Source organism: Nocardia sp. NPDC049190, from assembly GCF_040648115.1.
Classification (GTDB): Bacteria; Actinomycetota; Actinomycetes; order Mycobacteriales; family Mycobacteriaceae; genus Nocardia.
The window spans coordinates 115,250-142,004 of record NZ_JBEZDE010000001.1 but is presented as its reverse complement, the minus strand read 5'-3'; the positions used below and the strand labels follow the sequence as shown (position 1 = coordinate 142,004).

Genomic DNA, 26,755 nt, shown 5'->3' with positions numbered 1-26,755 from the left:
ATCACGAGCGCCGCCCACGGATCACGGTGCCGAGACCGAGCCCCACGCCGAGCAAGCCGAGCGCGAGGCCGATGCCGCCGAGTAGGCGTGCGGTGTTGTCGATCGCGTACTCCGAAGCCGTCTCGGCCCCGCTGTCCACCTTGTGCGCGTCCCCGTGGTCCGCATGCGCGGCGGCGAGGGTGACCGACGGTGCGGGGTGTTCGGGCTCGTTACCATCCGACCCGACCGGCTGGTCCCAACTGACGACCTTGCCGTCGGAGTAGGTCTGCTTGGCGGGGAAGCTGATCGAATTCTGCTTGGGCAGTGGGCCGACGGACACCGCGAAACGTTGGAACTGTCCCGGTGCGATGCCGGGCGCCCCGGGATCGGCGGTCCAGGTGATCGCGGTGATCTCGGCTTTGTCGTTGCGTTCGATCTTGGCCGACCAACCCGGGATCGGTTCGGTCCGCGCGGATTTCAGATGGGGGACGGTGACGGTGAGCGCCGTGGTGTTCGCGGTGTCCGATTCGGTCGGCACCCGGAACGTGGCCACGGCGTACCCGCCCTGGGTAGCGTCGGGCACGTCCACCGTGACATGCGCCGCGGCGGTACCACCGGCGAGCAGGAGGAGACCCGCGGTGGCCGCCGCCGTACCGACGGCCCGCGAAATCGAGCTGTGCATAGGAAAGCCTTCTGTCCGAGGGAAAGTGGGTGTCGGGAGATCAGATCGACACCGGTGGCGCACGCGGACCGATCGCGCCGTTCGCGGGACAGCGGTAGGGCGGCAGGCCAGGGCAGGACCAGCGCGCAGCGGTGACGCCCCGCGCTCGGCGCACCGGCACCGATATCGCGTGCAGCGCGCCGGAGGCGGCCGCGTAGAGCCGCTCGGTAAGCACGATCAGCGCCGCGCAGCCGAGTGTCGCGACAGTGTGCGCGACGAGCATCCACCCGGTCGGCGGTGCGATGTCCGTGGAAAGTCGCGCGACACCCGTGGTTTCGGCGTGCTGGTGGCCGAGCAGACCCGCCAGCGCGCCATGGCTTACCAGTTGACCGGCGCCGAGTAGTCCGACCAGCACGGTCGGACGTCGGCCGGACGGTATCGCGCCCGCCGCCGAGCCGACCGCCGTAGCGATCAGCAGCACCCGAGTCAGCTCGCTCGAGCCGGGGAAACCGCCGCCCGCGACTCCGTGCGCGGCGACGGCGAGCACACCCACGAGTACACCGACCAGGCCACCGCGGAGGTGGCCGGTGATCGGATACGAGGGCACCGCGGTGGTGGTGGTGGTCAGCGCACGCCGAGGCGGGCCAGGACGTCGGCCTCGATGCCGGAAAGCTCGTGGGAGATCGAGGCGTGCACGGCACGGCGGCGCGAGGCCGGCATCTGCTCGGCGGTGCGTACGGCGGCGGTCAGACTGCCGAGGCGGTCCTCGGTGGTGCTGACGAACTTCTGGGTCTCGCCCTTGTCTTTGCCGTCTCGTGTGGTGATCTCGTCCAGCGCCGCTTCGGTATTCGTGATCCTGGCCTGCAGCTTGGCGCCATGCCCGGTGAAGTCGCCGAGCTGTTCGATGCCGACGCCGAGCTGCTGCGCGCGACGCGTGTCGAGCCTGCCGCGAAGGAAGGTCGCGCCGCGGTAGGCGAGCGGAGCGAGCACCGGGATGAGAACGCGTGCCACGCCGAGGTATTTCTTGACCTGGCTCGCGCTGAACGGGTCGCGCTCGGCCCTGGCCGCCACCTTGAGCGCGGACTTCTCTTCGGCCTGGAACGCGGCGATCTGCGCTTTGGCGACCTTGCGCTGGGTGCGCGCCTCGGCGCGGCGGGCCTTGCGGTCGTTCTTCGCGGCGAGCTTGGCCTCGATCGTGGCCTTGTGCTTGAGGGCTTTCGCCTCGGCCCTGCGGCTCGGGCGCCGCTTGCGCTTCGTGAACAACCCCATCGAACGCCCTCCGTCATGCTGGTTGCCATGGCAGTACGGCGCCGGGGAAGCCCGTCCGCCCATGTCACACGGTTTGCCGATACCCTATCGGGTCCGTGTCGAGCGCCGCGAGGGTAGTGGGGCCCGCGCCCGCCCTGGCCTCTCGATTAGTCGAGTTGTCGGGGGGAGGGACCATACTGCATAGCGTGGATTCGGACATCGGTGACCGGGATGGTCGCAAGCGCAACGGTACGGCCGTCGATCGGCCGGCCGACGCACCGACCGCGTTCATCGATGCCAGAGCGTTGATCGGCTGCCGTCATCGGCTGCATCTGGATGCGACGCACCCCGAGGCTCCAGCGGGACTTTCCGAGGACCCGGGCGTCCGCCAGCGCAGGGAAGCGGCGACCGCCCACCGCGCCAGGGTGCGCGACGCGCTGGTCGCGGCCGACCCGGACGCCTGGGTGGTCATCGATCCCGGGTGTCGAGCCGCCGAGCGGGCCGAGGCGACGATGCGCGCGTGCGCGGCGGGAGCGCGCCACATTTGGGGCGGACTGCTGCCGCAAGAGCCGGATACCGGCAGGCGCGGCGGGTCGGAGATCCTGCTGCGCGATATCGAGCGCGGCGGATACATTCCGATCATCGTGGTGAACCACAAGGTGACCGACCCACGTCAGCCGGAGCCCGCCGACTTCCATCCGACCACCTCGGACCTCTATCACTGGAATCCGCAACCGGATCCGCATCGCAAGTTGCGTCAACAACCCCGTGACGTGCAGCGCCTCGCCCACTTGCACCGAATGCTGCAGCGCCATGGTCTGGCCAGTCCCGCGCTGGTCGGCGGCGTGATCGGTTACCAGTTCGACCGCATCCTGGTGCACGATCTCGGCCCGCTGCTGGCCGACTACGACCTGCGTTACGCCGACCGGATCGCGGTGGTGCGTGGCGAACTGCCGACCGTCCCATCGAAGGTGCCCGAATGCCGGCAGTGCCCGTGGTGGACGCGCGGCGTCGAAGGGCCGAGCTGCGAGAGCTGGCTGGTCGAACACCGTGACGTCAGCCTGGTGGCGCCTGGTTCGCGCGCCGAGGTGCTGCGCAGACATGGCGTCGAGACGATCGATGATCTGGCGGCCTGGGTCGGCGACGACCCCGAGGACTGGCAGCACGGCCCGTTCGACGAGGCCGTGGTCACCGCGCGGGCCTGGATCGCGGGCGCGCCGCTGGTGCGTCGGGTCGAGCAGGTGCGGGTGCGGCGGGCGGACGTCGAGGTGGACGTCGACCTGGAGAGCTTCCAGGAGTACGGCGCCTACCTGTGGGGGACGCTGCTGGACGGGGTGTATCGCCCGTTCGTGACGTGGAACCCGCTCCCCACCGACGACGAGGGCCGCTCGTTCGGTGAGTTCTGGACCTGGTTGATGACGGTGCGCGCGGAGGCCGCCACAGCCGGAAAAACCTTCGCCGCCTACTGCTACTCGCGCACGGCCGAGGACAAGTGGCTGTACGAGTCGGCTCGCCGGTTCGCGGGCCGTCCCGGCGTGCCGACAGTGGACCAGGTGCGCGCTTTCGTGGACGGTCCGCAATGGGTGGACATGTTCCAGGCCGTCTCGGACCAGTTCATCTGCCCGAATGGCAAGGGGCTGAAAAAGATCGCTCCGGTCGCCGGATTCGCTTGGCGCGATCCCGAGGCCGGCGGTGAGGCTTCGATGAGCTGGTATCGGCTGGCCGTCGGCTACGACGGCACGCCCGACCTCTCCCAGCGCACCCGACTGCTGGAGTACAACGAGGACGACGTCCGCGCAACCCAGGTGCTGCGCGAATGGATGACGACGAGGGCCGATGGCGAGGTTGCTGGCCTAGCCGATTTCGGTCGTCGTACTATCGCGACGTGACAGACGTCGAACAACTAGAGTTCCAGGCCGAGACGCATCAGCTTCTCGACCTGATGATTCATTCGGTCTACTCCAACAAGGACACCTTCCTGCGGGAGCTGATCTCGAACTCCTCCGACGCGCTGGACAAGCTGCGGCTGGAATCCTTCAGGGACAAGGATCTGCACGTCGACACATCAGACCTACACATCGAGCTGGTGGTCGACAAGGACAACCGGATCCTGACCGTACGGGACAACGGCATCGGTATGTCGCGCGCCGAGGTGATCGACCTGATCGGCACCCTCGCCAGATCCGGCACCGCCGAGCTACGCAAGAAACTCAACGAAGCCAAGTCCGAGGCCGCGGCCGGGGAGCTGATCGGCCAGTTCGGCATCGGCTTCTACTCGACATTCATGGTTGCCGACAAGGTGACGCTGACCACCCGGCACGCGGGCGAGACCACCGGCACCCGGTGGGAGTCCAGCGCGGGCAGTTCGACCTACACGATCGAAGAACTCGACGAGGCCCCGCAGGGTACCTCCGTCGCACTCCAGCTCAAGCCGGCCGACGAGGACGACCACCTCTTCGACTACACGCAAGACTGGAAGCTGCGCGAGATCGTCAAGAAGTACTCCGATTTCATCGCGTGGCCGATCCGCATGCAGGTCGAGCGGACCGTCACCGAAGGGGAGGGCGACGACGCCAAACAGACCACGGTTGTCGAGGACCAGACCCTCAACTCCATGAAGGCGCTGTGGACCCGCCCCAAGAGCGAGGTCTCCGACGAGGAGTACAAGGAGTTCTACAAGCACGTCAGCCATGGTTGGGACGATCCGCTGGAGATCATCCCGCTGAAGGCCGAGGGCACCTTCGAATACCAGGCGCTGTTGTTCATCCCCTCGCAGGCGCCGTTCGACTTGTTCACCCGCGAGCACAAGCGCGGCGTGCAGCTCTACGTCAAGCGGGTGTTCATCATGGACAACTGCGAAGAGTTGATGCCCGAATATCTGCGCTTCGTGAAGGGTGTCGTCGACGCGCAGGACCTGTCGCTGAACGTCTCCCGCGAGATCCTGCAACAGGACCGCCAGATCCAGATGATCCGCAAGCGACTGGTGAAGAAGGTGCTCTCGACGGTCAAGGACCTGCAGGGCGCCGAGGACCAGACGAACTACCAGACCTTCTGGCGGGAGTTCGGCCGCGTCCTCAAGGAGGGCCTGCTGTCGGACTTCGACAACCGCGACACCATCCTGCAGGTGTCCTCGTTCGCCTCGACGAACTCCCAGTCGGAACTGACCACGCTCGCCCAGTACGTGGAGCGCATGCCCGAGGGCCAGGACACGATCTACTACATGACCGGCGAGACCCGTCAGCAGATCGAGAGCTCACCGCACCTGGAGGCGTTCACGGCCAAGGACCGTGAGGTGCTGATCCTGACCGACCCGGTCGACGAGATGTGGGTCGGCTCGGTGCCCGAGTTCGACGGCAAGGCGTTCCAGTCCATTGCCAAGGGCGAGGTCGACCTGGAGACCGCGGAAGAGAAGGAAGCCTCCGAGGCACTGCGTGAACAGCAGGACAAGGACTTCGCCGATGTGCTCACCTGGCTGGGCAAGGCGCTGGAGGAGAGCGTCAAGGAGGTCCGTTTGACCAACCGGCTCACCACCTCCCCGGCCTGTCTGGTCGGCGATGTCTTCGACTTCACGCCGATGCTGGAACGGATGTACCGCGCTTCGGGTCAGGCATTGCCGGAGTCCAAGCGGATTCTGGAGCTGAATCCAACCCATCCGCTGGTCACTGGACTGCGTGATGCGTACTCGGCCAAGAAGGACGAGGCCGAAAAGGGCGCCGCGATCGAGCTGACCGAAACCGCCGAACTGCTCTACGGCACGGCGGTGCTGGCCGAGGGCGGCGAGTTGAAGGACCCGGCGCACTTCGCGCACATCCTGACCGATCGGCTCACCCGCACCCTCTGAGTCGCCGCGGCCGGAGGGCGGCGCCGCTGCCCTCCGGCCGCGTCATACCGGTTTCGGCACCGGGGTGTGCGGATGCGGCCTCGTTCTGGTGGCCGCGGCTCTTCGCCCCTGCGTCCGTGTGACGGGCGAGAATTCGAATCGTCGGTTTGCTGTGGCGGATTGTAAGTTAACTGAACTCCCTTCGCGCACAGCGATATTCGCAGAACTGGGGAGCCGATGGCGGTGTGGCGAGGTTAGATTTGGACGGTCGAAAGGATCGTCATCAATGTTCGGAAACCCGCTTGCCGTAGCCGAGCCATGGGATCTCGTCGCCGACGGATACGCCGAATTCGCGCCCGCCATCATGCAGCCGTTCTCCGCTCGTGCGCTCGAGTTCGTGTCGCTGTCAGCGCAGTCGCAAGTCGTGGATGTCGCGGCGGGGTCAGGCATGCTGACCCTGCTCGCCGCCGAACGGGTGGCACGGGTCGAGGCGATAGATTTCTCCGAGTCGATGATCACGCGGCTGACGAAAGCCGCGGCGGAGGCCGGACTGACCAACATCGGAGCGCAGGTCGGGGACGGCCAAGCGCTGCCGTTCGGCAGCGACCGGTTCGACGCCGGGTTCTCCATGTTCGGGTTGATGTTCTTCCCGGACCGCGCGAGGGGGTTCGCCGAACTGTTCCGTGTGCTGCGGCCCGGCGGCACGGCGGTGGTATCGAGTTGGGCACCGGTCGCGGATTCGCCGCTGATGCGGATGGTGTTCGGCGCATCCGCCGCTGCCGACCCGAGTATCCAGGAGCCGCGGCCCAACTTCCTGAGTCTGGAGAACCCTGAGGTCTTCGAGTCCGAGATGCGCGGCGCGGGGTTCGAAGCCGTGTCGATCCAGCGGCATTCGACCATGCTCACTTTTGGCGATTCGGAGCAGCTGTGGGAGGTCGTGCTGCGCAGCAGCGCGCCGCTGGAACTCATCCGGCACACTGTCGGCGCGGAGGCATGGGCCGGGCGCGCGGCGCTGATGAAGGCATTCCTCGCGGCGAACTACCGCCCGGGTCGCCCACTGTCTACCACCGCGTACCTGGGCATCGGACACAAGCCCGAGTATTGAAGCGATAAACGCGCGTGGTTCTCTGCGAAAGAACCACGCGCGGTCCGATATTTCGTGGCGGAATTACCGCGGTGCCATGCGCAGCGCGCCGTCCATGCGGATGGTCTCGCCATTCAGGTAGTCGTGCTCGACGATGTACTGCGACAGTTGCGCGTACTCGTCCGGACGGCCGAGACGGGACGGGAAAGGAACCCCTGCCTCGAGGCCTTTGCGGTATTCCTCGGTGACGCCCGCGAGCATCGGAGTGTCGATGATCCCGGGAGCGATGGTATTCACCCGGATGCCGAACTGGGCGAGGTCGCGCGCGGCGGGAACGGTCATGCCGTGGACACCGCCCTTGGAGGCCGAGTACGCGATCTGGCCGATCTGGCCCTCGAACGCGGCGACCGAGGCGGTGTTGATGATGACGCCGCGCTGGCCGTACTCGTCGACGGCGTCGGTCTTGGCGATCGCGTCGGCGGCCAACCGCATGACGTTGAAGGTGCCGAGCAGGTTTACGGTGATGACCGTGCGGAAAAGCTCCAAGTCGTGTGGGCCGTTTTTGGACAGAATGCGGCCCGCCCAGCCGACACCGGCGCAGTTGACCACGATGCGCAGCGGCGCGCCGGACTCGACGACCTTCGCGACGGCAGCGCTGACCTCGTCGTTGCTGGTCACATCGGCAGGAATGAGGGTGACCCCGGCGGGCACGTGATCGCCTGCACGTTCGATCGACTGTGGCACATCAAGTCCGAATACGGTCGCGCCGAGTTCGGCGAAACGCTGTGCGGTAGCTGCGCCGAGGCCGGACGCTCCTCCAGTGACTATGGCGGCGGAACCCGAAATCTCCACGATGGTCCTCTCGTTCGTGACAGCCAGTTGGCCCTTCGTCAATGGCACCATAACCGGTCATCCGTGAGAGGCGCAGTACGACTCCCTCTCATTCGTCCACGCCTGCCAATAGTTTGCGAACGTGGATGTATCCCGATAACCCCGTCGACGAATGCCGTGGTCGAGCGGACGCTCGGGATCGTCCGATCCGCACGAGCGCCAGCTATGTGGAGCCGGCGGTCCCGACGCAGCAGAATTGAATTGCCCTACCTAGCCCGACCGAACACCGGAGTTACCGTATGACCGAATCGGCCACCAAAGCCCGCCAACTTCCGCGCGGTAGGCACGGCCTGCCACGAGAGCAGGTGGTCGCCTCGCAACGTGAGCGGATCCTGATCGCGACATCACGGGCCATGGCCGAAAACGGCTATGTAGGAACATCTGTCGCAGCGATCCTGAAATATGCCGGGGTGTCCCGGGAGACCTTCTATGAGCAATTCCGTTCCAAGGAGGACTGTTTCGCGGCGGCTTACGAACGCGCTGTGCGGCCGTTGCACGACCGCATCGCCGAAGTGACCGCAGGAGCTGAGAGTTCGACTGGGCCCACAGTCGGACTCGACAAGCTGGACGAGATCTTGCGTGACTACCTCCAGCATCTCGTCGACGATCCGGCCAGCGCGCGATTGTTTCTGGTCGAGGTCTTCGCCGTCGGGTCGACCGCGATCTCGCGCCGGGTTCAGCTCCAGGAGTTGATCGTCGGCTTGCTCGTCGGGGTGCTCGACGCGCGGACCGAGCAGCAGCGCTTCGCCTGTCAGACTCTCGCTGCCGCCATCGGTGCGATAGTCACTGCTCGAATCGCGGTCGGTGATCCAGACGGTGTCCTTGCACTGCGCGAACCGCTGCTGGAATTGGTCCGTAGAGGTGGCGAGCTGTATGGGTATGCAGTGGTCGACGGCGCGCTATGACGGCGCCCGGACGGACCCCTCGAGGGCGCGGAGCGGCGATGGGTAATGGCCGCCGATCAACTGCGGGGCCGGGCGGACTCGGTGATCGTCTCCTCGATTCGGCCCGATCGGATTCGTCGGCCGATCGCCCGACGGGCCGGTAGGGCTGCGAGGGCCACCGCGGGGACGAGGATGGCCAGGGCTGCCACGCTCGGCCCGCTCAGGGTTGGTGCCGCTGCGCTGAGCAGCGTCGCCGTTCCGAAGTAGAGGAACAGCAGGCCGGAGCCGATGCCGATGAGGCGTTCCGGCAGATGCTTGCCGACCAGGATTCCGGCCGCGATCGCCAGCGCGTCGGCGGCGACCATCCCGATGGTGGAGCCGAGCCAGACGCCTGCCCAGTCGTAGTCGGTGGCCAGTGCGGCGGTCGCGAACATGGTCCGATCGCCCAGTTCGGCGAGCAGGAACGCGGAGAGTACCGCGAAGAACGGAACGGTGCTGGTCCGCACAGCCTGCGGTGCGGGTTCGTCGTTCGCGGCGCCGACGTGCTCGCGCAGCGTCCACAGGCCGACGGCAAGGAAGGTAACCGCGGCGACCAGCGAGATCGCCCTCGTCGGCAGCGCGGCGCCGAGGAAGTATCCGACGCCGACCGAGATCAGGTGTACCGCGGTGGTGGCCGTCGCGATGGCACCCAGTACCATCCACCAGCGATAGCGCAGCGCGAAGGTCAGCGCCATCAGCTGCGATTTGTCGCCCAGCTCGGCCAGAAAAACTATGCCGACACTCAGCAATACAGTGGCGATCATGTCCGTTGCTCCCGTGTCTCCGGCCTGTCGGTCGGAGTACTCGGTATTCCTCCGGCCGACAACGAAATAGTTGTCCAGGCCGAAGGTCTCGCCCACCGGATAAGTGCCGGTTCACACAACCGGACCCGCGCCTAGCGGGGCAACGAGTCAGTATGTCGACGGTGTGATTGGGGGCTACTCCCCTTCGCTGTCATCGACTGTACTCGGACGGATTCGTCCTGCCAACTCGATGTCGTCGAAATCGCAATGCGCGCAATAAGTTTGGCGGTCCATGTCGATATTTTCGGTAACCCTCATGCGGCCAGCAGCATAGCCAGAACCGCGGTGTCGGGATCACTGATCGGGTCGAGGCCGACCCGACTGACCAGCGAGGTGATCGTGCCGTCCGACTCCGCCTCGGCCCAGGCGGCGCGATGCTCCAGTCCCAGGTGCGGCACGCCGGGAAGTAGCACGCAGCCCGATGCCGCGCCCACGCACTCAGGCAGCGAAGGGCGGGTTTCGGAGGGAGGATGCAACATCAGCAGGGCGGGTGGCACATGCTCGGCAAACCGTCCGGGCTCCAGGGCTTCCGCGCCGAGCACCGGACCTTCGGCCAGTACCAGTCCAACCGTGCCGGGGGCGGGGTCGTCGGGTAGTTCCTCCCGCACGCCGAATACCGTCGAGGTCGTCAACAGTCCGGGCAGGCTGGCCACGCGCACGGCGAGCACCAGCACTTGAGCCCATTCCTTGGTGGTATCCGGCCATCGACCCGATATGACGAAACCCCGCAGTGATCCGTGCGAGTGGAACGGCGTGATACCGATCGGCTCGTTCGTGCGCATTTCTGCCTCCCGTCACGGAACCGGGGGCGGCGTAGCCCGTCCTCGAACTGTTGGATTCCGAGAATGAACCACGAATCACCTGGCACACAAGTACCAAAGAGTGCTAAACGCGCATAGTGACCAGCCCGTGAACAGGCAAACCGTCACGGGCTGGTCATGGTCGCGGCGAGCCGGCGCGACGCAGCGCCAGCGGCGCCGCGGTCGAACTCAACCGAAGATGAGGCCCTTGGCCTGGGTGGTCGCCTTGGCGAAGCGATCCTGCACGTCGGCCCAGTTGACGACGTTCCAGAACGCGGTGACGTAGTCCGCCTTGACGTTCTTGTATTGCAGGTAGAAGGCGTGCTCCCACATGTCGACCTGCAGCAGCGGGATGATGCCGAGCGGTACGTTGGCCTGCTGATCGTAGAGCTGGAAGGTCAGCAATTTCTGGCCGAGGGTGTCGAACCCGAGCACGGCCCAGCCGGAGCCCTGCAGACCGTTGGCCGCGGCGGTGAACTGGGCACGGAACTTGTCGAACGAACCGAACTGGTCGTCGATCGCCGCGGCCAGTTCGCCGACCGGCTTGTCGCCGCCGTTGGGCGAGAGGTTCTTCCACCAGATGGAGTGGTTGACGTGGCCGCCGAGGTGGAACGCGAGGTTCTTCTCGTGCAGGAAGATGGCGCTGTGATCGCCTGCCTCGCGGGCGGCTTCCAGTTTCTGCAGCGCGGTGTTCGCACCGGCGACGTAAGCGGCGTGGTGCTTGGAATGATGAAGCTCGTTGATCTGCCCGGAGATATGGGGCTCCAGGGCGCTGTAGTCGTAATCCAGATCCGGCAACGTGTACTCAGCCACGATGTCCCTTCCTTTGTCGGGCTGGGTGTGCGCGGAGTCCCGCGCACACCCAGCCATCATTCGTACACCCGATCGGTTCCAACCTGGCCTGATGCCCACGCATTCCGGTGACCCCGCGCACACTCGGCGGGCTGTGCACCGTCACATCAGGAACATCGGCACCATTCGAAACCGCACGCGTAGCATCGAACCATGTCGTGGTACGACGAACTAGTGGGGCGCGTCCGGCTCCCCGAACCCACGCTCATCACGCCAGAGCAGGCACTGCCCGGACGACCCGAACCGCTCCGGGTGCCGGATACCCATTACGTCGGCGGTCACCCGATCCGCCCGCCATTTCCGGACGGCATGCGGGTCGCCGTCGTCGCGATGGGTTGTTTCTGGGGCGCCGAGAAGGAGTTCTGGGAACTCGACGGGGTCTACTCGACCGCGGTCGGGTACGTCGGCGGATTCACCCCGAATCCCACCTACGAAGAGGTGTGCAGCGGGCAGACCGGGCACACGGAATCCGTCCTCGTCGTGTTCGATCCCGCGGTGATCGAGTACCGAGGCATCCTCGAGCGGTTCTGGGAGAACCACGATCCCACCCAGGGAATGCGCCAGGGCAACGATCGGGGCACCCAGTATCGCTCGGCGATCTTCACCCTCGACGCCGAGCAGGCCGAGGCCGCCGGCGCGACCGCGCAGGCCTACGGTAAACGTTTGGCCGAGGCCGGATACGGCGAGATCACCACGCAGATCACGCCGCTGCCCGAGTTGTCCGCCTTCTATTACGCCGAGGGCTATCACCAGCAGTATCTGGCGAAGAATCCGGGCGGCTACTGCCCCGTCCACGCCACCGGCGTGAGTTATCCGGCGGGCCTGGGCGCCTGAGTATTCTGTACGGGAAAGCTCCGCTATCCGCTGTCACAGTGGAGGGGCGATGCCGGGGCGGGTTGCCCGCGGATCGCCAGCGTCGTGCGCCTTCCACCAGCGTGTGGCGCCTGCGATGAAATCCGGCAGCGAGACCCGGGCGCCCGTCGAGTCGTGAATGATGATGTCGTCGAACCACACCCGCACATCGAGTTCGCGCGGGTCGATGCCCTCTTCCTGGGAGAACTCCAGTACATGGGCACAGATGTGATCATCGATCACGGTGTCGAAGCTGAGCAACTCACGCCACAGGGCCCAGCCGCTGTCATCGAGGTCGATGAATTCCCAGCCGTGTAAACGCCCGCCGCCGAAGCTGCGGATGGCCTCGTCCAGGCCGTCCAGTTGCAGTGGCAACACACGAGGTTCGAGATCGTCCCAGTGCTGCACCCGCAGCGATGCCGCGACCCGGCTCACACCGGTAAACGTCACCTGGACCCGGTAATCCTCAGATGCCGTGCCGTTTTCCGGAAGGGTCAGCACCTCGAGGTCGAGTCGTAATTCGTTGGCCGCCGACTCCACCGCCAGACCGAGGCAGGCGGCCTCGGACAGGGCGATGTTGAGGCCAGCAGTGTTCATTCCGTCGAGTAGCCCCCTGCTCACGTTCATACGTTCAGGCTACCGATCGTCGCTGCTGGAACCAGGTATTTCATATTTTCGCTCGGTGTTCCTGTTCTACATGGAACCGAACGCGCCCCGGCGTCGTCAAAGTAGGTATCGGAGCCTTCGTCGTCGCGGGTTCCGAGGTGGGCGACGAATGGCCGCTCCGGGATGAATCAGGAGGGGAGTCCCGGATCGGTCATTCGCACGCTCGGGTTCGCCGACCGGAATGGGGCAATCTTCGCGGCATCCTGGACGCGGCGCACCACAGCGGCAGCGGGTAGCCGATCAGTTGCTTGAAATTCGCTGACTGTGCGCATGGCGCTGACCGACCACGGCAGCCTGTGGATCAGGTTGTGGATAATGTGGATAACTTCCAGCACAGATATGCACAACCGATATCGGAGCGGTGTCGCTCTCGCTCCGAGGGGGTGTGTCGCTCTCGCTCCGGGAGGGTGTGTCGCTCTCGGTCCGGGAGGAGAAGATACCGGACGCCGCGGCCCGCTGTCGAGGCCGTCGACCGGCCCCGGTATCCCACGTCGGTACGGCGCCCATGGCAGGATCGAAGCTGTGACGAGCCCCCACGTTCCCTCGGTCACGGTGGAGGACGTGCCTGCCGATTTCGACGGCAGCGCGCCTGCGTCGGCCGACACCGCGCGCCCGATCCTGCTGGACGTCCGCGAGGACGACGAGTGGCAGCTCGGACACGCCCCCGGTGCGATCCATATCCCCATGGTCGACGTGCCCGCCCGGCTCGACGAGTTGGCCTACGACGCGGACCTCTACGTCATCTGCAGGCAAGGCGGTCGTTCCCTTCAGGTGGTCGAATACCTCACGCACGTCGGCTACGACGCCATCCAGGTTCGCGGCGGCATGGTGGCGTGGCAGCAGGCAGGACGCCCGCTGAGCGCGGATGGCGACCAGCAGGCGAAGATCTACTGACGAAAGAACGAGGTGCGCGGTGAGTACGGTGGTGCAACCTTGTGCGCGCTGCGGCGCGCGCTGGACCGTGCAAGGGGCTCCGATGCACTGGTGCCCGCGTTGCCGCGGTGTGCTGCTTTCGCCCGCGCCGATCGACGCGCCCGCCGACCGGCGCAATTACCGATGGGTGGCGCGCAGACCGGACCATCGCGCCCGGCGGGCGCAGCCGTCGGCGCGCGCCGTGACACCGACGGAGACGCCGCGCTACCTGCAGATTCCGCGCTGGGGACTGATCGATCCGCCGCGGCATGGCACCCCCGCGCCGCGCCGCCGACTCGACAGACTGACGGACTCGGTCACCAAGCTGCTCGTCGCGACCGCGGCCGTCTTCGCTGTCGCCACCGTCACCGAAGTGATGCGCTATCTGATCCTGTTGCACAACCGGACCCGTCTGATCCATCCCGCGGTGCTGTGGTGCTCCGACGCGTTCGTCATCGGCGCCGCGGTGCTGTCTGTTGTGCTCGCGTTGGTGACGGCGGTGGCGGTACTCGGCTGGCTGATCGAGGCCAGGCGGCTGGCCTACACCGAGGCGGGGCAACGCGACCCGCGCTCGAAGCGAGCGCTTGCGTTCGGGTGCCTCGTTCCGGTGGTCAACCTGTTGTGGCCGGGGATCTTCCTGACCGAGGTCGTCGCGCTGCGCGCCGACCCGCGCGCGGTGCGTGCGATCCGGATCTGGTGGGTGGCGTGGGTATTCGGTGGTGGTATCGCACTGGCCGCGCTGCTGTGGCGAACCGCGGACTCATTGCAAGCCGAGGCCGACGGGGTGCTGTTCAGCGCGGTCACCGACGCGGTCGCCGCCGCGGTCGCGGTGCTGACGCTGTGGGTGCTGCGCACGATCGAAGGACATGACCTACTTGGCCACGGCCGGGAAACGCATCGGTGGCTGATCGCCGTCGATCCCGCCGTCCCGGTGATCGCGCCGGTGCATCCCGGCGGCCGCGGTCGGACCGCCGATATCCCGCGCTCCGAGGCGATCGACGCACCCGCACACGAGGACAACAGTGCTCAGGACCGTGAGCAGGAGGAGGTTTCGGCCAAGTGAGCCAGGGCAATCGCGCGCCGTTCGTCGTCGCGCATCGAGGTGCCTCGGCGGCGCGCCCCGAGCACACGCTCGCCGCCTACGAGTTGGCGTTGGAGGAGGGCGCCGACGGCGTCGAATGCGACGTCCGGCTGACCCGCGACGGGCATCTGGTGTGCGTGCACGACCGCACCGTCGACCGGACCTCTTCGGGCGTCGGCCTGGTCAGCGAGATGACCCTGGACGAACTCCGGGGGCTCGACTTCGGCTCCGACGGCGAGCCCGCCTCGGTGCTCACCTTGAGCGAGCTGATCAGCCTGGTGCTGGACTGGCGCAGCCGCCCGACCAAACTGTTCATCGAGACCAAACACCCGGTCCGCTACGGCGCGCTGGTGGAGAACAAGCTACTCGCCGAACTACAGCGATTCGGCATTGCCACGCCTGCCTCGGCCGACCACTCCCGTGCCGTGGTCATGTCCTTCGCGGCTACCGCGGTGTGGCGGATCCGCCGTGCGGCGCCGCTGCTGCCGACCGTGCTGCTCGGCGAATCATCGCGCTATCTGGGCGGTTCCGCTGCGACGACGGTCGGCGCGACGGCCGTCGGCCCGTCGGTGAAGACGCTGCGCGAGCACCCGGACCTGGTAGACAAGGCCGCCGCGGCCGGACGTGCCACCTACTGCTGGACCGTGGACGAGCCGGACGACGTGCAACTGTGCGCCGACCTCGGCGTCAGTTGGGTCGCCACCAATCATCCCGGCCGTACCAAGTCACTACTCGATGCGGCGTGACCGACAGGCCGACGAATCGGCTTGCGGCACAGCGCGTCGTAGTCGTACCCGGACGATCTGCCCGGCGCCGCCGTGGCGCGCGGGAAGTAACGGGCAGCACCCTGTAGGTTGACCCCTCGTGGGTAAGAGCAAGCGCAACAGTCCTAAACCCGGCGGAAACCGGGCGCAGCGTCTCGCCGAACGGCGCGCGGCGCTGGAGCAGGCGGCGCAGACCGTCAAGCGCCCGTTCGAGGGCCTGGCCGCGGAGTGCGATCTGGTCGCGCTGCGCGAGTTCGTTCCGTCCGCGACCGCGGAGTTGAAGCTTTCTCCCGCGATCGCGGCCGAACGCCCGGTCGTGCTCGCCACGGTGCTACCCGGCGCGGTGGCAGCCCTGGTGCGGGCCGGCGACCAGCCGAGCGGCTATGTCGGCACGCAAGTGCAATTCCAGGGCGCGGACCCGGCCGCGGATCTCGCCGCCGCGATCTTGTGGACGCAGTCCGCCGAGCCCGGTGACTCCCTCACCTCCGTGGAGAGCATCGCGGGCGGCCCGCGGCTGGTCGACGTCATCGATTCCAGCGCCCAACTCGACCTCACGGTGCACCAAGACTTCGACTGGTGGGTGCCCGCGGGTGTCGAGCCCGATCCACAGGTCGCCGCCACCATCGAGCAGGCCAAGCAGGCGATCATGCCGTCGGCGCGGCTCGGGCTGGACGTGGACGCGATCGGTGCGGCCTGGTGGGTGGACGCGGGTGAGAAGGCGCACATTCGCTGGGTCCGCCCGGAGCCCGAGGATGACCTGATGCTGGCATTGGCTCGCTTGCACGCCGCGAGCGGTCTGCACCTCGGCGAGGGTTCGCGGTTCGCGGGTTCGTTCCGCACGCACGGCCTGCTTGTCCCGGTGTTCGACCTGGACCGGGAGCGCCATGCCGAAGAGTGGGTGAAGTCTGCCATCGAATTCGGCGCTCGACTGGCCGAGGCGTTGGCCACCGACGCTCCGCTCACGGCCGACGAGCGGCGCTCGCGTGACGGTCTGCGGTCACGTCAGGTCACCTTGCGCTGAGTCGGGAAATTCTCGACAGATAATCTGTGCGAAACCTGCTTTCTAATCGTTATCGATCAGCAGCACTGTGCGTGTCCAGCACGCCGTTTGCACATAAACAGTGACAAGCCCAGCTCCTCGTGCGGAGCTGGGCTTGTCACTGTTTATCGGAAAACGTCGTCAGACGCTGCCACCCGCTGCGGAAGGTGCGCCCGCGGTGTCACTCGGCCCGCTCATTTCCCGGGCTATGAATTCTTCCAGGTCGAACAGATTGGACCCGGCGCGATCGGCGATGGTGAGCAGGGTCGTCATATTCGCGACCTCCTCCACCTGTTCCTTCAGGAACCACTGCATAAACTGCTCGCCGAGGTAGTCGCCCTCTTCTCGGGCCGTGCTGGCCAGCCGAATGATCTGTTCGGTGACTGTCTTCTCCTGGGTGAGTGCCAGTGCGATCGGCTCGCGCGCATTCTCGAAGTGGGATTTCGCGGCGTCGATACCGGACAGGTCGACACTTATATCCCGGTCGAGGAAATACTGCACGATCATCATCGCGTGGTTGCGTTCTTCGACTGCCTGCGCATAGAAACGCTTGGCCAACTGAGGCAGATCCGCGTTATCGAACCACACCGCGATCGCGATGTACTGATGCTCGGCATTGAATTCGTGCCGGATCTGGTCGTGCAGCAGGCTGTGGAATTTGCTGCGGGGGGATTCCGGATGACTCGACATGGTAATGACATTAGCGCCGGTCACCCCGCATGTCATCCAAGTACAACCTTATTGAGGCTAGTGTTGCCTAATTAATTCTCGCGGTCCCGGCCATTCTCGGCGCTCTGGTGTCGGCACGGTGCCGGACGCGAAGCTCACGCGCGATGAACTCCTCGACGTCGAACAACTCGCCCGCGGCACGGTCGAGTACGGACAGCAGCGTGGTCATCCCGGCCGTGTCCCGCACCTGTTCTTCGAGAAACCACTGGATGAAGCGCTCACCCAGATAGTCCCCGTCCGCTCGGGCCGCGCGGACGAGACCACCGAGCATGGTGCTGCGGGCCTGCTCGGTCTCCAGCAGGAAAGCTATTGCGGCCCGGGGGCTTTCAAAGGTCGAGTGAATCTCGTCCAGCCCGCTGATCCGCACATCCAGGTCACGGTCGAGCAGATACTGCACCATCCGCAGCGCGTGCGCGTGCTGCTCCCGCGATCGCCCATAGCTGTGGCCAGCCAGTTGCGGTAACCGAAGGGAGTCGAAATACACGGCAGCGGCGAGATACTGCTGGGCGGCGGTGAAACCCTGACGGATCTGCGCGCGCAGCAAGTCGGGAAAGGACTCAGCGACCTCGGTGTCCGGCATGGCACCGACGCTACCGCGTCAGCAGATCTTCCGGCACGGCTTGGTCTTTGGCCAGCGCGTCGAAGAATCGGCTCGCCTTGTTCTTGTCCCATAGCAACACGTTTCCGCTGTCGGTGTCGGCGAATCCGCCGACGGGCACCGAGGTGGCGACCGTATTGCCTTTCAGCGCCCAGCCGAGCCTGCCGAGGTCCCAGATGTGGTCGCCTTTGTCGACCTTCAACGACCGGGTTGTGTCGGAGGCCAGCGGCCAGAGCGTGAACGGGTTGGCCAACGTGGTGGCGCTGGTCGCCTTTTTCAGCAGAGCGGCCATGAACAGCCGCTGGTTGTCCATCCGGTCCAGGTCGGCGAGCGCGGTGGCGCGGCTTCGGACGAACCCGAGTGCCTGCGGCCCGTCCAAGCGCTGGCAGCCCGCCGGCAGGTCGATACCGGCGAGCGGGTCGTCGATCGGTTTCGGGACGCACAGGTCGATACCGCCGAGCGTGTCGACCACGCTGGCGAAGCCGCCGAAGCCGATCTGCGCGTAATGATCGAGGCGCAGCCCGGTGGCGATCTCCACGGTGTGCACGAGCAGCGCGGGGCCGCCGAGCGCGAACGCGGCGTTGAGTTTGTCCTTGCCGTGGCCGGGGATGCTCACATAGGAGTCGCGCGGCAAGCTGACCAGCGTGGTCTTACCCGACTCGGGGACGTGCACCAGCATGATCGTGTCGGTGCGTTCGGGGCCGACCTCGCCGCCGGTGGCCAATTCCTGCTCCTGCTCGGGGCTCAGGTCGCCACGTCCGTCCGAGCCGACCAGTAGCCAATTCGTGCCCGGCGTGTTGCCGACCCGATCGGCGTAGTTCGCCAGCGCCGGGATCCGGTTCAGTGCGTTGTCGAGCTGGATGACGGCGCCGACCGCGGCAAGCACCAGGACCAGCAGGATCACCAGGAACCAGCGAAAGGGGTGACGCCTGCGCCGCGGTGCGCGAGGCTGCCGCTCGCCGCGCGGCGGCGGAGCTTCGCGATATGGCTTCGGCTGTTGCGTCGGTGCGTGCGGAGGCCCTTCCGCGTACCGGACGGGGCGCTGGGTGGGCGCGTGCGGTGCGGCGTCGTGGTACGGGACGGGGCGCTGCCTCGGCGCGTGTGTGCGGGCCTGCCTGCGCGGCGGCGGCGCGGGTTCCGGCGGGACCTGCGAATAGGCCAGTTGTGGCGAATGCGGACCCGGTGCTCCGTCGCGGCGCAGCACCTGGGTCGGCTCGATGCGTGGCGGCCGCGGGCCACCCGGTGCGGACGCACCATGTCGGATCGGGGGTTCGCCGGGCCTGCCGGGCGGCGGCACGCGGCGCGGCGGCGCATTGCGCTGGGGGTCGCCGTTCATCACTGAGACTCTACTTATCGGGAGATCGTCGGGTACCTGGTGCGCCGAGGCGCACGTTGTCGCGGGCACTGATCGGTTATTCGCGCGGGGAATCGCGCTGTTAGCGCGCCGAGGGGAACGGTTGGGTCACGGAAGCCAGGAGATGTGGCCACGAAGAATGGTATATCCGATGTAGGCGACCGCGTCGATGATCGAGTGGGCGAGAACCAGCGGCCACAATCGGTTCGTGCGTTGCCAGTAACGACCGAAGACGACGCCCATCACGATGTTTCCGAGTCCGCCGCCCAGACCCTGATACAGGTGATAGCTGCCGCGCAGCAGGGCCGAGGCCAGCAGTGCCGAGTTCGCCGACCAGCCCAACCCGCGCAGCCGGGTGAGCAGGAAGGCCACCACGACAACCTCCTCGGCCAGAGCGTTCGCGCAGGCCGACAAGATCAGCGTGGGCAACCGCCACCAGTAATCGCCGAGCGAGGCGGGCACGATCGTCACGCTGAAGCCCGCGGCGTGCACGATGAGATACAGCGCCAGTCCGGGCAGACCGATGATGGCGGCGAGCACCACACCGGGCAGCACGTCCGCGCGCCATCGGACGCGGTTCGCCAGTCCGATCACGCGCGGCCCGAGGCCGCCACGCCAGAGCAAATACAGCCCCAGTGCGGCCCACCCGACCAGCCGGAGCACGCTGAGCAGCTGAAAGAGCAGATCGATGGTGGACTGGGTAGACCGCGACGGGTTCAGCGCGACGGTGCGCCCACCGACTCCGCCCGGGGCGAGCGCACTCTCCAGCAGCGACAGCATCGCGTTCAGGCCGCTGAGCCCGAAGGTGACGAGCAGCACCACGGTGATCTCGAGTTTGATCCCGAGCCGCTCCCGATCGGTCGGCTCGGCTTCGTCCCACTCCGCACCGGACTCCACGCGCATGGGTCGAATCTATGCCTGCGCTCCGAGCGGCGCGCGGCGCGTCACGGGCTCCGCGATCCGGATGACTTCGGCTGAGCACCGCGCTCCGCGCGACGCGTCGGCGTCGCGACTCCTCGACCGGCCGGAACGCGGCGTCCGTCGCGCCGACATCGCTGCGGTACTACTCGCGTTGCGCACGCTGAACTCGGTCGGCTACCGCTTCGAGTCGGGCGTCGGCCTGCGCGGTCTCAGCGTGAACAGCACGGGCCACGTGCGATCGGGTGTAGCGCCCAGGGGGCGGTGTGGCCTGCGAGGACGGTGATCGGTCGCCGGGGGCAGCCAGAACGCGGCGTATCCGATCCGCGTCCGGTAGTTGATTCTCGTCGCGAATCCTTGTGCGCCACGGCGTGTCCGGGTTCGGGCGCTGCATCGGCTTGCGCCGGATGAACACATGCATGATCGGGAAGCGCATGGCGATCTGCCTGCCACGGGCGCCGGGCGCGAGCCCATTCGGCTCGGACATGTCGGTCCGGAACGGCACCGTCTCCAACTGGCCTCGTGTGCCCGATCCGCGATCTAGTCGCGGGGAAGGACAGCGGTTCGGCGACTGGGTTCGTCGATTACATTTCCAACGTGCGGGTGGTCGCGACGCTGAATACCGAAGTGCCCCAATGGCAGAATACCTTCGCGCGGTATTCGACCGCGGTAGGGTCGAGCCACTGTGCGCGGTCTCGAACTTCTCGAACAACCGGATGAGTGAGGCCGGCGCGTCCGGGACCCCGGGCGACGCTGTGCGCGAGGGCCAGGTCCCACCCAGCCTTCGGTCCAATCGGACCAGGTAGACCTCGTCGACCAAGGCCTCGGCGATGGGGCCTGCCTGAAGTGGGAAGCCATGCCGAACCAGCGGGCCGGTTCCTCCGGCGGCTGCGGGTCGAAGCGGAATACGTGGCGCCACAGCCTGCGCACGCGCTGAACGCGCGGGTCGTCGACGTGTTGGACCAGAGCGGAATTCGGTGGGAATGACGCCATGCAGTGCGGCGGCGAAGTCGCAGGCGGTGTGGTGGCCTGGGCCGAGACTCCACCTAAGATGAGTAAATGCTCACCTTCTACTCGCTTTCTCGGTACCGGTGTCCATGATGGCAGAGTCGCGGTCCAACTCGCGAATCAGGCCGAAACAGCAACGCGCCAAGGAAACGCGCGACCGTATTCTCGAATCCGCTACTCAGCTTTTCGCGGAGCGAGGGGTGGACGATACGTCGACCAACCGCATCGCCGCGCACGCGGGCATGAGCATCGGTTCGCTGTACCGATACTTCGCCGACAAGGACGAGATTCTCGCGGAATTGCGTAGCCGGCTGCTCGCGGAATTGGAGGAACAGTTCACCGCGGCCGTACTCACCGGGCTTTCGCTGGACCCGGGCGAGTCGTTCGCGGTCAGCCTGCGCGGCATCGTGCACGCACTCGTCGAACACCGGGCGCTGGTGCGGGCCCTGACCGCGCGAGCGGCGCTGGACGGGCTGGGTTTCGGCGAGCTGGAACGGCGGCTGCTAGCCCTGACCAGGGCTTACCTGGTACACCTGCTCGGCCCGCTGCCGGACGACGAACTCGACGTGAAGGCGTATGTGATGGTCGGTGTCGGTCTGGCGAGCAGCGTGCGGATCGGGCTCGACGCGCCTGCGAACCTGGACCGCGAACGCCTGGTCGACGAGACCGCGGCCATGGTGGGGAACTGGCTACGGTCGGCCTCGTGAACCGGTGGATCAGATGCGGCGCAGCCCGTTGAGGAATGGGCAGCCCGCCAGGGTGCGTACGGCGCGGCTGAGCGCCTCGATATTGTCGGCCGGCGCGTTGAACGGCAGGCGGAAGTCGTGGTCGCCGTCATGGCCTTCGATCCGCAAGGTGAGTCCGTATCGGTCGATGGCCAGCGGATGCACGATGCCGTGCTGCAGCCGGGCCGGCAGGTGTCTGGCCAGCTGGGCCACGATGTCGGCGTGGTCGGACTGCATATGCTGCAGCCACGCGGATTCCATGGCGCAGAACGGGTCCGGCTGCGCCAGCCGCAGTTCGTCGACGCTCACCGATTCCGCGCCGGTCGAGTCGGCCACGACCGCGGAGCTGATCACCAGTCGCAGCAGGGTGACGCCGTGGCCGACGTCGAGCAGCCCGGGATGCGGGTTGTCTGTGGCCACTTCGCCGGCCAGGGCGCGCTGAGCCCGCGCGGGCACCGCGCGTACCTGGCCCCGGAGCCAGACCAGGGCACGCACCGGTTCGCGTAGCGGCAGCGGTGCGTGATCGGTCAGTTCCAGCACCGCGGGTGCGCCGCCGTCGCCGGCGGCGCCCGCCAAGATCGCCGCGACCGAGGTGGTCGGCACGGCGATCACCGCGTCGCCGCACTGACGAAGGTGGTGTACGGACGACGGCGTCGGGTCGATCCCGGACATGGCCAGTACCGCCTGCTCGGCATGGGTGCACGCGCTGCGTACCCGCTCAGCGGTGGACGGTGCGAGAGTCGGGATCGGACGAGGCATACGTACCTCCGTGGTCGGACGGGCCCTACAGCTTCGGTCTGTTCTTAGGTTACCCTAAGCTAAGTGACGATGCGTGGTTCCGCAAGCGGCCCGATCGAGGCGATCTTCGACGGGGGCGTGGGGCGACGATGGCGTGTGGGCGCGCGCCGGTACGAGCGGGGTTATCGGCTTGTTACGGTGAGGACATGGCGGAGCAGACCGAAGCGACTCGGGAACCGGTGCTGATGACGTTGTCGGCGCCCGCCCGGCGCAATGTGGTCGACGGCTTGGTTCGGGACGTCGGGATGTCGGGTCATGCGGTGCCGATTCTCGACCTGGACGCGCGAGATGCCGAGATCGCCGATTTCCTGGCAGGTATCGCCCATGCCGACAGTGGCTTCGTGGCCCGCACCTCGTCCGGCGCGAGCGCGCTGGCCGTCATCGCCGGTACCGCCGCAGCCCTGTGTGGCGAAGACATCCGCGCTGCCCTGAGCAACCCCGACATCGCCTTTCTGAACGCGCTGAAACCGCCTGCGGTGGAGGCCGTCCGATCGGTCCTGCTCGCCATCGAAACCGAGGCCGCCACCCAGGTCACCGCCGCACTGTCCGCACTGACCGGCAGCTGAATCGTCGCCGTCGAACGACCTGACGGCCGCCGAACACCTCTCGCAGGGGGGACGTACCCGGGAAATCGGTGCGGCGCACAGCGAGCACGCAAGTAATGTCGTAACCGTGCCGCGTATCGCGTACTTCGGGCCGTCCGGAACTTTCACCGAGATGGCCCTAGCCGAACTCGAATCCTCGGGAGCCTTCGACGGGCCGGTCGAGCGAGTCGCCGCGCCCAGTCAAGGGTCGGCATTGGACCTGGTCCGCAGCGGCGACGTCGAGGCGGCCGTGGTGCCGATCGAGAGCTCGGTCGAGGGCTCGATTTCGGCGACGCTCGACTCGCTGGCGATCGGCCCGCGCTTGCAGATCGTCGCCGAAACCGAGCTCGAGGTGAGCTTCACGATCCTCGCGAAACCGGGAACGACCATCCAGGCTGTGCGCACGCTTGCCGCGTACCCAGTGGCTGCCGCCCAGGTGCGGTTGTGGGTCGCGCAGCACCTGCCGGACGCGCGGCCATACACGTCGGCGTCCAATGCCGCCGCCGCGGAAGATGTGGTCGCCGGGAAGGCCGACGCCGCTGTCTCGACTGCTCTGGCAGGGGAACGGCTCGGACTGGTCGCCCTGGCCTCCGGCGTCGCCGACCACGAGCAGGCGATCACCCGTTTCGTGCTGTGCACCCGGCCGAGGGTGGCGCCGGCCGCCAGCGGAGCCGACCGCACCTCGATTGTGCTCGAGCTGCCGAACGAGCCGGGTTCGCTGATGCGCGCGTTCGCCGAGTTCGCCACGCGCGGTATCGATCTGACCAGAATCGAGTCGCGGCCGACTCGAACCGGCATGGGTACCTACCGTTTCTACCTCGACTGTGTCGGGCATATCGACGACACCGCGGTGGCCGAGGCGCTCAAGGCGCTGCACCGCACCGCTCGAGTCCGCTTCCTCGGGTCCTGGGCGGCGACCTCGGCGACCGGTTCGCCACCTCCGTCGGACGAATCGGCGGCGGAGTGGTTGGTCCAGCTGAGAAAGGGGGTGGCGGATCTATGATCGGCAGGTTGATCTTGGTCCGGCACGGCGAGACCGAAGGGAATGTCGCCAAGCTGCTGGACACCAGAGTGCCGGGCTTGCCGCTCACCGAACGCGGTGCGGCACAGGCGAAGAGCTTCGGCGAAGGGCTGCTCGGCCCCCCGAAGGCGTTGTTCTGCTCGGCGGCGCTGCGCGCACGGCAGACCGCAAGTTACATCGAGGCGGCCACCGGTGTTGCCGCCATGGTGCTCGACGGTCTACACGAGGTGCAGGCCGGTGACCTGGAAGGAGCGCACAGCGAGCAGGCCCACCTGACCTTCCAGCGGATCTACCGCGCCTGGCATGACGGCGATCTCGCGCGGCGGGTGCCCGGCGGGGAATCCGGTCAGGACGTCCTCGACCGCTTCCTCCCGGCGATCCGGCAGTTGCGGGAGACCTATTTGATGCCCGAATCAGGCGACGGCGATGTGCTGGTGGTCAGTCACGGCGCCGCCATGCGACTTGTCGGACGCGCACTGTCCGGTGTGCAGCCGCCGTTCACGACGAACAATCACCTGGACAACACCGAAACTATCGAGCTGGTTCCGATGCCGGACGGTAGCTGGGAGTGCATTCGTTGGGGCAGGTTCGCACCGCCGTTCGGTGACGACGTCGCGCCGACCTCTGACGATCCGATGGGTTAGCGGCGCTCAGGAAAGCGTCGGGTTCACCGGGAAATCGCTGCGGTCCGGCAGCGAGGTGATTAGATCCTGCACCGCGGTACGCAGTCGTGCAGTCGTTCCGCTGCTGAGTGATGTCCACTTCACGCCATCATCGGACCTGCTTGCCGTCGCGACGAATCGGCCGGCGCGTGTATTGAACACGGCAATATGGTTGTCGGTCACGTCTCTGGTGCCGTCGCCGTACACCACGCCGACTATCTCGGCATACGAGTGGATTTCGACCAAAGCCGCGGCCAGCGTCTTCGCATCCTGCGTGGGGTTGCCCACCTGGGTCAGCCGCTCCGTGGTGGCTGCGGGATCACTGGTGTCTGCGAAGATCGTCGCGAGTTCGTCGGTCGGGGCGTTCATGCCGTACAGGTCGAGTGGTTCGGCGTACCCGAGTGCCGCAACCACGGTGCCCGGCAGATCGGTCCCGGCCTCGTCGATGACGTAGGAGTCCTGACCGCGAAGGGCGACAACCGTGAGGTCATCACCCTTCGCCAGACAGAAGCGACTCACGTACCCGTCGACGACCAACCGCAGCGCGATGATCCAGTGCGGCAGGTTCAGTACGCGCAGCCGGTTGTCCAGATCGCGGTGCACCACCTCATCGATGAGTAGCTCCCGCTGCCTCAGCGACTCGGCGGCCAGGCCCATCGCCGCTTTGTGGTCGGTCAGGTTGTCGTAGCGACCCCGCGTGTTCAACACGACCGGTACCTCGATCTCCAGCTTCTCCACCAGAAACTGCATCTCGTCGAGGGTCAGCACTACGGCCTCGAGCGTCGAAGGGCCATGGCCCGCACCGAGTACGGTCATCTAGCCGTCCCGCTGAAGTCACCGCCGCCGATGACTCCGTCAGCGGCGAACCGGCCGTCGTCGAAGTGTTCGGTCGACAGCAGATAGTCTCGGCCGTTGTGCTCGGCCTCGTCATCGTCGGCGCTGCGAGCCTGGTTCCCCAGCAGTGGGTTGCTGTTCGTCGGTCGGACCGGCGCCGCATCGGCCCGGTTGACCGCGATCGTCTCCTGCGGGTGTGCGGCGCCGCCACCGATCGTGCCGTTCGTGCCCCAGCCTTCCGGCAGTTTGAGGGAGCCGTTGCCCATGCCCGCCGCGGATCCCGCGCCGGAGAACGACACCGCGCGGGTCGCGGTCGTGCCAACGGCGGTGGCCGCCCCGACACCCAGGGCCATCGGGGCGATGCCGGACATGGCAGGCGCGGTGGTGGCCGCCGCGATCGCACTACTCGCAACATTTCCGACCGTCGAAACACCGGTGGTGGCGATCGATCCGACAGCCTGGGCGGCTTGCGTGGCCGCGCCTGCCACGCCGGGGTTACTCAAGAAGGCCTGGGTGGCGGCGATAGCGGTCTGGATCGGATCCGCCGGGACCTCCATCGCCGTTTCGGCAGCCTGGTCGGGGTTGGCCGTTCCGGCGCCGCTGGCAATCGGCGGCGGAAGCAGGAACTCGGCGGGGGTCGCGATCATGGCGCTGGTCGCGGCCTCGTAGGTCTCCATGACCAGCGCGGCGCGGATGTCCATGAGGTTCCTGGTCACCTCCGCGGCTTCGAAAGCGCCGGTCAATACTCCCGGCGGGTTCGCCGACGCGGCCAAGGCGGCGTTGACGGCCGCGATCTCCGGCGGGCTCGGCATCGCCAACGCGGCGACGGTGTACGCGATGGCGTTTCCCGCGGCCTTCGCACCCATCGCCGCCGCTTGGACGCCTTGCTGTTCGGACCAGCCGAGGAAACCGGTGAGCTTGCTCAGCACGGCGATGCCGTTGACGCCCTGCATGCCGACGCCGAGTTCGGCCATCACCCTGGCGACGGTGGTCGTCGCGTCGACCCAGGCGGCGGTGAGCCCGCCCCAGGCGGTGGCTGCCGCCGAAATCGGAATTGCGTGCGCGCCCGCGTGAAGGGTGGCGCAATTGACCTCCGAGGGCCGGGCAGCCCAGATCACACCGGTGACTCCTGCAACCATGTTTGCTATC

Annotated in this window: 29 protein-coding genes; 13 read left to right on the top strand and 16 right to left on the bottom strand. The window is 66.9% G+C overall.

Annotation, left to right across the window (positions count from 1 at the left end):
* Position 1: 1 nt before the first annotated feature.
* Genes AB0B25_RS00620 through AB0B25_RS00610 form a run of 3 tightly spaced genes read right to left on the bottom strand, consistent with a single transcriptional unit; the run spans position 2 to position 1,909 of the window.
* Positions 2-661: a YcnI family protein gene (locus AB0B25_RS00620; protein WP_357172572.1), complete on the bottom strand. Its 660-nt coding sequence runs from the start codon at positions 659-661 to the stop codon at positions 2-4.
* A 40-nt stretch (positions 662-701) separates the two neighbouring features.
* Complete coding sequence (locus AB0B25_RS00615; protein ID WP_357172569.1) at positions 702-1,247, bottom strand: hypothetical protein; 546 nt, start codon at positions 1,245-1,247, stop codon at positions 702-704.
* Between the two features lie 17 nt (positions 1,248-1,264).
* Complete coding sequence (locus AB0B25_RS00610) at positions 1,265-1,909, bottom strand: DUF6474 family protein (RefSeq protein ID WP_357172566.1); 645 nt, start codon at positions 1,907-1,909, stop codon at positions 1,265-1,267.
* Positions 1,910-2,178: 269 nt separating this feature from the next.
* Here AB0B25_RS00610 and AB0B25_RS00605 point away from each other — a divergent pair, with 269 nt between their 5' ends.
* The 3 genes from AB0B25_RS00605 (at position 2,179) to AB0B25_RS00595 (ending at position 6,813) form a co-directional block, all read left to right on the top strand.
* Complete coding sequence (locus AB0B25_RS00605; RefSeq protein ID WP_357173249.1) at positions 2,179-3,777, top strand: TM0106 family RecB-like putative nuclease; 1,599 nt, start codon at positions 2,179-2,181, stop codon at positions 3,775-3,777.
* Positions 3,774-5,729 (top strand): molecular chaperone HtpG, encoded by a 1,956-nt coding sequence (gene htpG / locus AB0B25_RS00600; RefSeq protein WP_357172563.1) that lies wholly within the window; start codon positions 3,774-3,776, stop codon positions 5,727-5,729. Before AB0B25_RS00605 ends, htpG begins: the two co-directional genes overlap by 4 nt.
* Before the next feature lie 265 nt (positions 5,730-5,994).
* Entirely contained in the window at positions 5,995-6,813 is an 819-nt protein-coding gene (locus AB0B25_RS00595) for a methyltransferase domain-containing protein (RefSeq protein WP_357172560.1), read from the top strand.
* Between the two features lie 63 nt (positions 6,814-6,876).
* Here AB0B25_RS00595 and AB0B25_RS00590 read toward each other — a convergent pair whose 3' ends face one another.
* Complete coding sequence (locus AB0B25_RS00590) at positions 6,877-7,644, bottom strand: SDR family NAD(P)-dependent oxidoreductase (RefSeq protein ID WP_357173247.1); 768 nt, start codon at positions 7,642-7,644, stop codon at positions 6,877-6,879.
* Positions 7,645-7,922: 278 nt separating this feature from the next.
* Here AB0B25_RS00590 and AB0B25_RS00585 point away from each other — a divergent pair, with 278 nt between their 5' ends.
* Positions 7,923-8,588 (top strand): TetR/AcrR family transcriptional regulator, encoded by a 666-nt coding sequence (locus AB0B25_RS00585; RefSeq protein WP_357172557.1) that lies wholly within the window; start codon positions 7,923-7,925, stop codon positions 8,586-8,588.
* 56 nt (positions 8,589-8,644) lie between these two features.
* Here AB0B25_RS00585 and AB0B25_RS00580 read toward each other — a convergent pair whose 3' ends face one another.
* From AB0B25_RS00580 to AB0B25_RS00570, 3 genes are all read right to left on the bottom strand, one after another.
* Positions 8,645-9,370, bottom strand: a complete 726-nt coding sequence (locus AB0B25_RS00580; RefSeq protein ID WP_357173244.1) for a TMEM165/GDT1 family protein — start codon at positions 9,368-9,370, stop codon at positions 8,645-8,647.
* 293 nt (positions 9,371-9,663) lie between these two features.
* Complete coding sequence (locus AB0B25_RS00575) at positions 9,664-10,191, bottom strand: peptidase (protein ID WP_357069039.1); 528 nt, start codon at positions 10,189-10,191, stop codon at positions 9,664-9,666.
* 207 nt (positions 10,192-10,398) lie between these two features.
* Positions 10,399-11,022 (bottom strand): superoxide dismutase, encoded by a 624-nt coding sequence (locus AB0B25_RS00570; protein ID WP_357172554.1) that lies wholly within the window; start codon positions 11,020-11,022, stop codon positions 10,399-10,401.
* Between the two features lie 192 nt (positions 11,023-11,214).
* On the opposite strand from AB0B25_RS00570, the gene msrA reads away from it, so the two are divergent.
* A complete protein-coding gene (msrA, locus tag AB0B25_RS00565) occupies positions 11,215-11,895 on the top strand; it encodes a peptide-methionine (S)-S-oxide reductase MsrA (RefSeq protein WP_357172552.1) in 681 nt (226 codons plus the stop codon).
* Between the two features lie 33 nt (positions 11,896-11,928).
* Here the strand turns inward: msrA and AB0B25_RS00560 are convergent, their stop codons facing one another.
* Positions 11,929-12,540, bottom strand: coding sequence for a hypothetical protein (locus AB0B25_RS00560; protein ID WP_357172549.1), 612 nt, complete (start codon positions 12,538-12,540; stop codon positions 11,929-11,931).
* A gap of 600 nt (positions 12,541-13,140) precedes the next feature.
* Between AB0B25_RS00560 and AB0B25_RS00555 the strand changes: the two genes are divergently transcribed.
* From AB0B25_RS00555 to AB0B25_RS00540, 4 genes are all read left to right on the top strand, one after another.
* Positions 13,141-13,473, top strand: coding sequence for a rhodanese-like domain-containing protein (locus AB0B25_RS00555; RefSeq protein ID WP_357173241.1), 333 nt, complete (start codon positions 13,141-13,143; stop codon positions 13,471-13,473).
* 19 nt (positions 13,474-13,492) lie between these two features.
* Positions 13,493-14,554 (top strand): DUF4328 domain-containing protein, encoded by a 1,062-nt coding sequence (locus AB0B25_RS00550; RefSeq protein ID WP_357172546.1) that lies wholly within the window; start codon positions 13,493-13,495, stop codon positions 14,552-14,554.
* Positions 14,551-15,318 carry a glycerophosphodiester phosphodiesterase gene (locus AB0B25_RS00545; protein WP_357172544.1) on the top strand — a complete coding sequence of 256 codons (768 nt, stop codon included), beginning with the start codon at positions 14,551-14,553 and terminating at the stop codon, positions 15,316-15,318. Before AB0B25_RS00550 ends, AB0B25_RS00545 begins: the two co-directional genes overlap by 4 nt.
* 118 nt (positions 15,319-15,436) lie before the next feature.
* Entirely contained in the window at positions 15,437-16,357 is a 921-nt protein-coding gene (locus AB0B25_RS00540; protein WP_357172541.1) for a DUF5926 family protein, read from the top strand.
* Positions 16,358-16,516: 159 nt separating this feature from the next.
* On the opposite strand, the gene AB0B25_RS00535 is transcribed toward AB0B25_RS00540, so the two are convergent.
* From AB0B25_RS00535 to AB0B25_RS00515, 5 genes are all read right to left on the bottom strand, one after another.
* Positions 16,517-17,065, bottom strand: coding sequence for a ferritin (locus tag AB0B25_RS00535; protein WP_357172538.1), 549 nt, complete (start codon positions 17,063-17,065; stop codon positions 16,517-16,519).
* A 67-nt stretch (positions 17,066-17,132) separates the two neighbouring features.
* On the bottom strand, positions 17,133-17,684 hold the full coding sequence (locus AB0B25_RS00530; protein WP_357172535.1) for a ferritin-like domain-containing protein: 552 nt from the start codon (positions 17,682-17,684) through the stop codon (positions 17,133-17,135).
* 10 nt (positions 17,685-17,694) lie between these two features.
* Positions 17,695-19,038 carry an LCP family protein gene (locus AB0B25_RS00525; RefSeq protein WP_357172533.1) on the bottom strand — a complete coding sequence of 448 codons (1,344 nt, stop codon included), beginning with the start codon at positions 19,036-19,038 and terminating at the stop codon, positions 17,695-17,697.
* 126 nt (positions 19,039-19,164) lie between these two features.
* Positions 19,165-19,959, bottom strand: coding sequence for a CPBP family intramembrane glutamic endopeptidase (locus AB0B25_RS00520; RefSeq protein ID WP_357172530.1), 795 nt, complete (start codon positions 19,957-19,959; stop codon positions 19,165-19,167).
* A gap of 160 nt (positions 19,960-20,119) precedes the next feature.
* Positions 20,120-20,461: a hypothetical protein gene (locus AB0B25_RS00515; protein WP_357172527.1), complete on the bottom strand. Its 342-nt coding sequence runs from the start codon at positions 20,459-20,461 to the stop codon at positions 20,120-20,122.
* A gap of 610 nt (positions 20,462-21,071) precedes the next feature.
* Between AB0B25_RS00515 and AB0B25_RS00510 the strand changes: the two genes are divergently transcribed.
* Positions 21,072-21,689 (top strand): helix-turn-helix domain-containing protein, encoded by a 618-nt coding sequence (locus AB0B25_RS00510; RefSeq protein WP_357172524.1) that lies wholly within the window; start codon positions 21,072-21,074, stop codon positions 21,687-21,689.
* Positions 21,690-21,698: 9 nt separating this feature from the next.
* Here the strand turns inward: AB0B25_RS00510 and AB0B25_RS00505 are convergent, their stop codons facing one another.
* A complete protein-coding gene (locus tag AB0B25_RS00505; RefSeq protein WP_357172521.1) occupies positions 21,699-22,466 on the bottom strand; it encodes a DUF2470 domain-containing protein in 768 nt (255 codons plus the stop codon).
* Between the two features lie 185 nt (positions 22,467-22,651).
* Between AB0B25_RS00505 and AB0B25_RS00500 the strand changes: the two genes are divergently transcribed.
* From AB0B25_RS00500 to AB0B25_RS00490, 3 genes are all read left to right on the top strand, one after another.
* The gene (locus AB0B25_RS00500) at positions 22,652-23,071 is read left to right on the top strand and encodes a hypothetical protein (RefSeq protein WP_357172518.1); all 420 of its coding nucleotides are present in this window, start codon (positions 22,652-22,654) and stop codon (positions 23,069-23,071) included.
* Between the two features lie 106 nt (positions 23,072-23,177).
* Positions 23,178-24,092 (top strand): prephenate dehydratase, encoded by a 915-nt coding sequence (pheA, locus tag AB0B25_RS00495; protein ID WP_357172515.1) that lies wholly within the window; start codon positions 23,178-23,180, stop codon positions 24,090-24,092.
* Positions 24,089-24,754 carry a histidine phosphatase family protein gene (locus AB0B25_RS00490; protein ID WP_357172512.1) on the top strand — a complete coding sequence of 222 codons (666 nt, stop codon included), beginning with the start codon at positions 24,089-24,091 and terminating at the stop codon, positions 24,752-24,754. The genes pheA and AB0B25_RS00490 overlap by 4 nt, the downstream gene beginning before the upstream one ends.
* A gap of 6 nt (positions 24,755-24,760) precedes the next feature.
* On the opposite strand, the gene AB0B25_RS00485 is transcribed toward AB0B25_RS00490, so the two are convergent.
* Positions 24,761-25,588, bottom strand: coding sequence for an ESX secretion-associated protein EspG (locus AB0B25_RS00485; RefSeq protein WP_357172509.1), 828 nt, complete (start codon positions 25,586-25,588; stop codon positions 24,761-24,763).
* Entirely contained in the window at positions 25,585-26,745 is a 1,161-nt protein-coding gene (locus tag AB0B25_RS00480; RefSeq protein ID WP_357172507.1) for a PPE family protein, read from the bottom strand. Before AB0B25_RS00480 ends, AB0B25_RS00485 begins: the two co-directional genes overlap by 4 nt.
* Between the last annotated feature and the right edge of the window lie 10 nt (positions 26,746-26,755).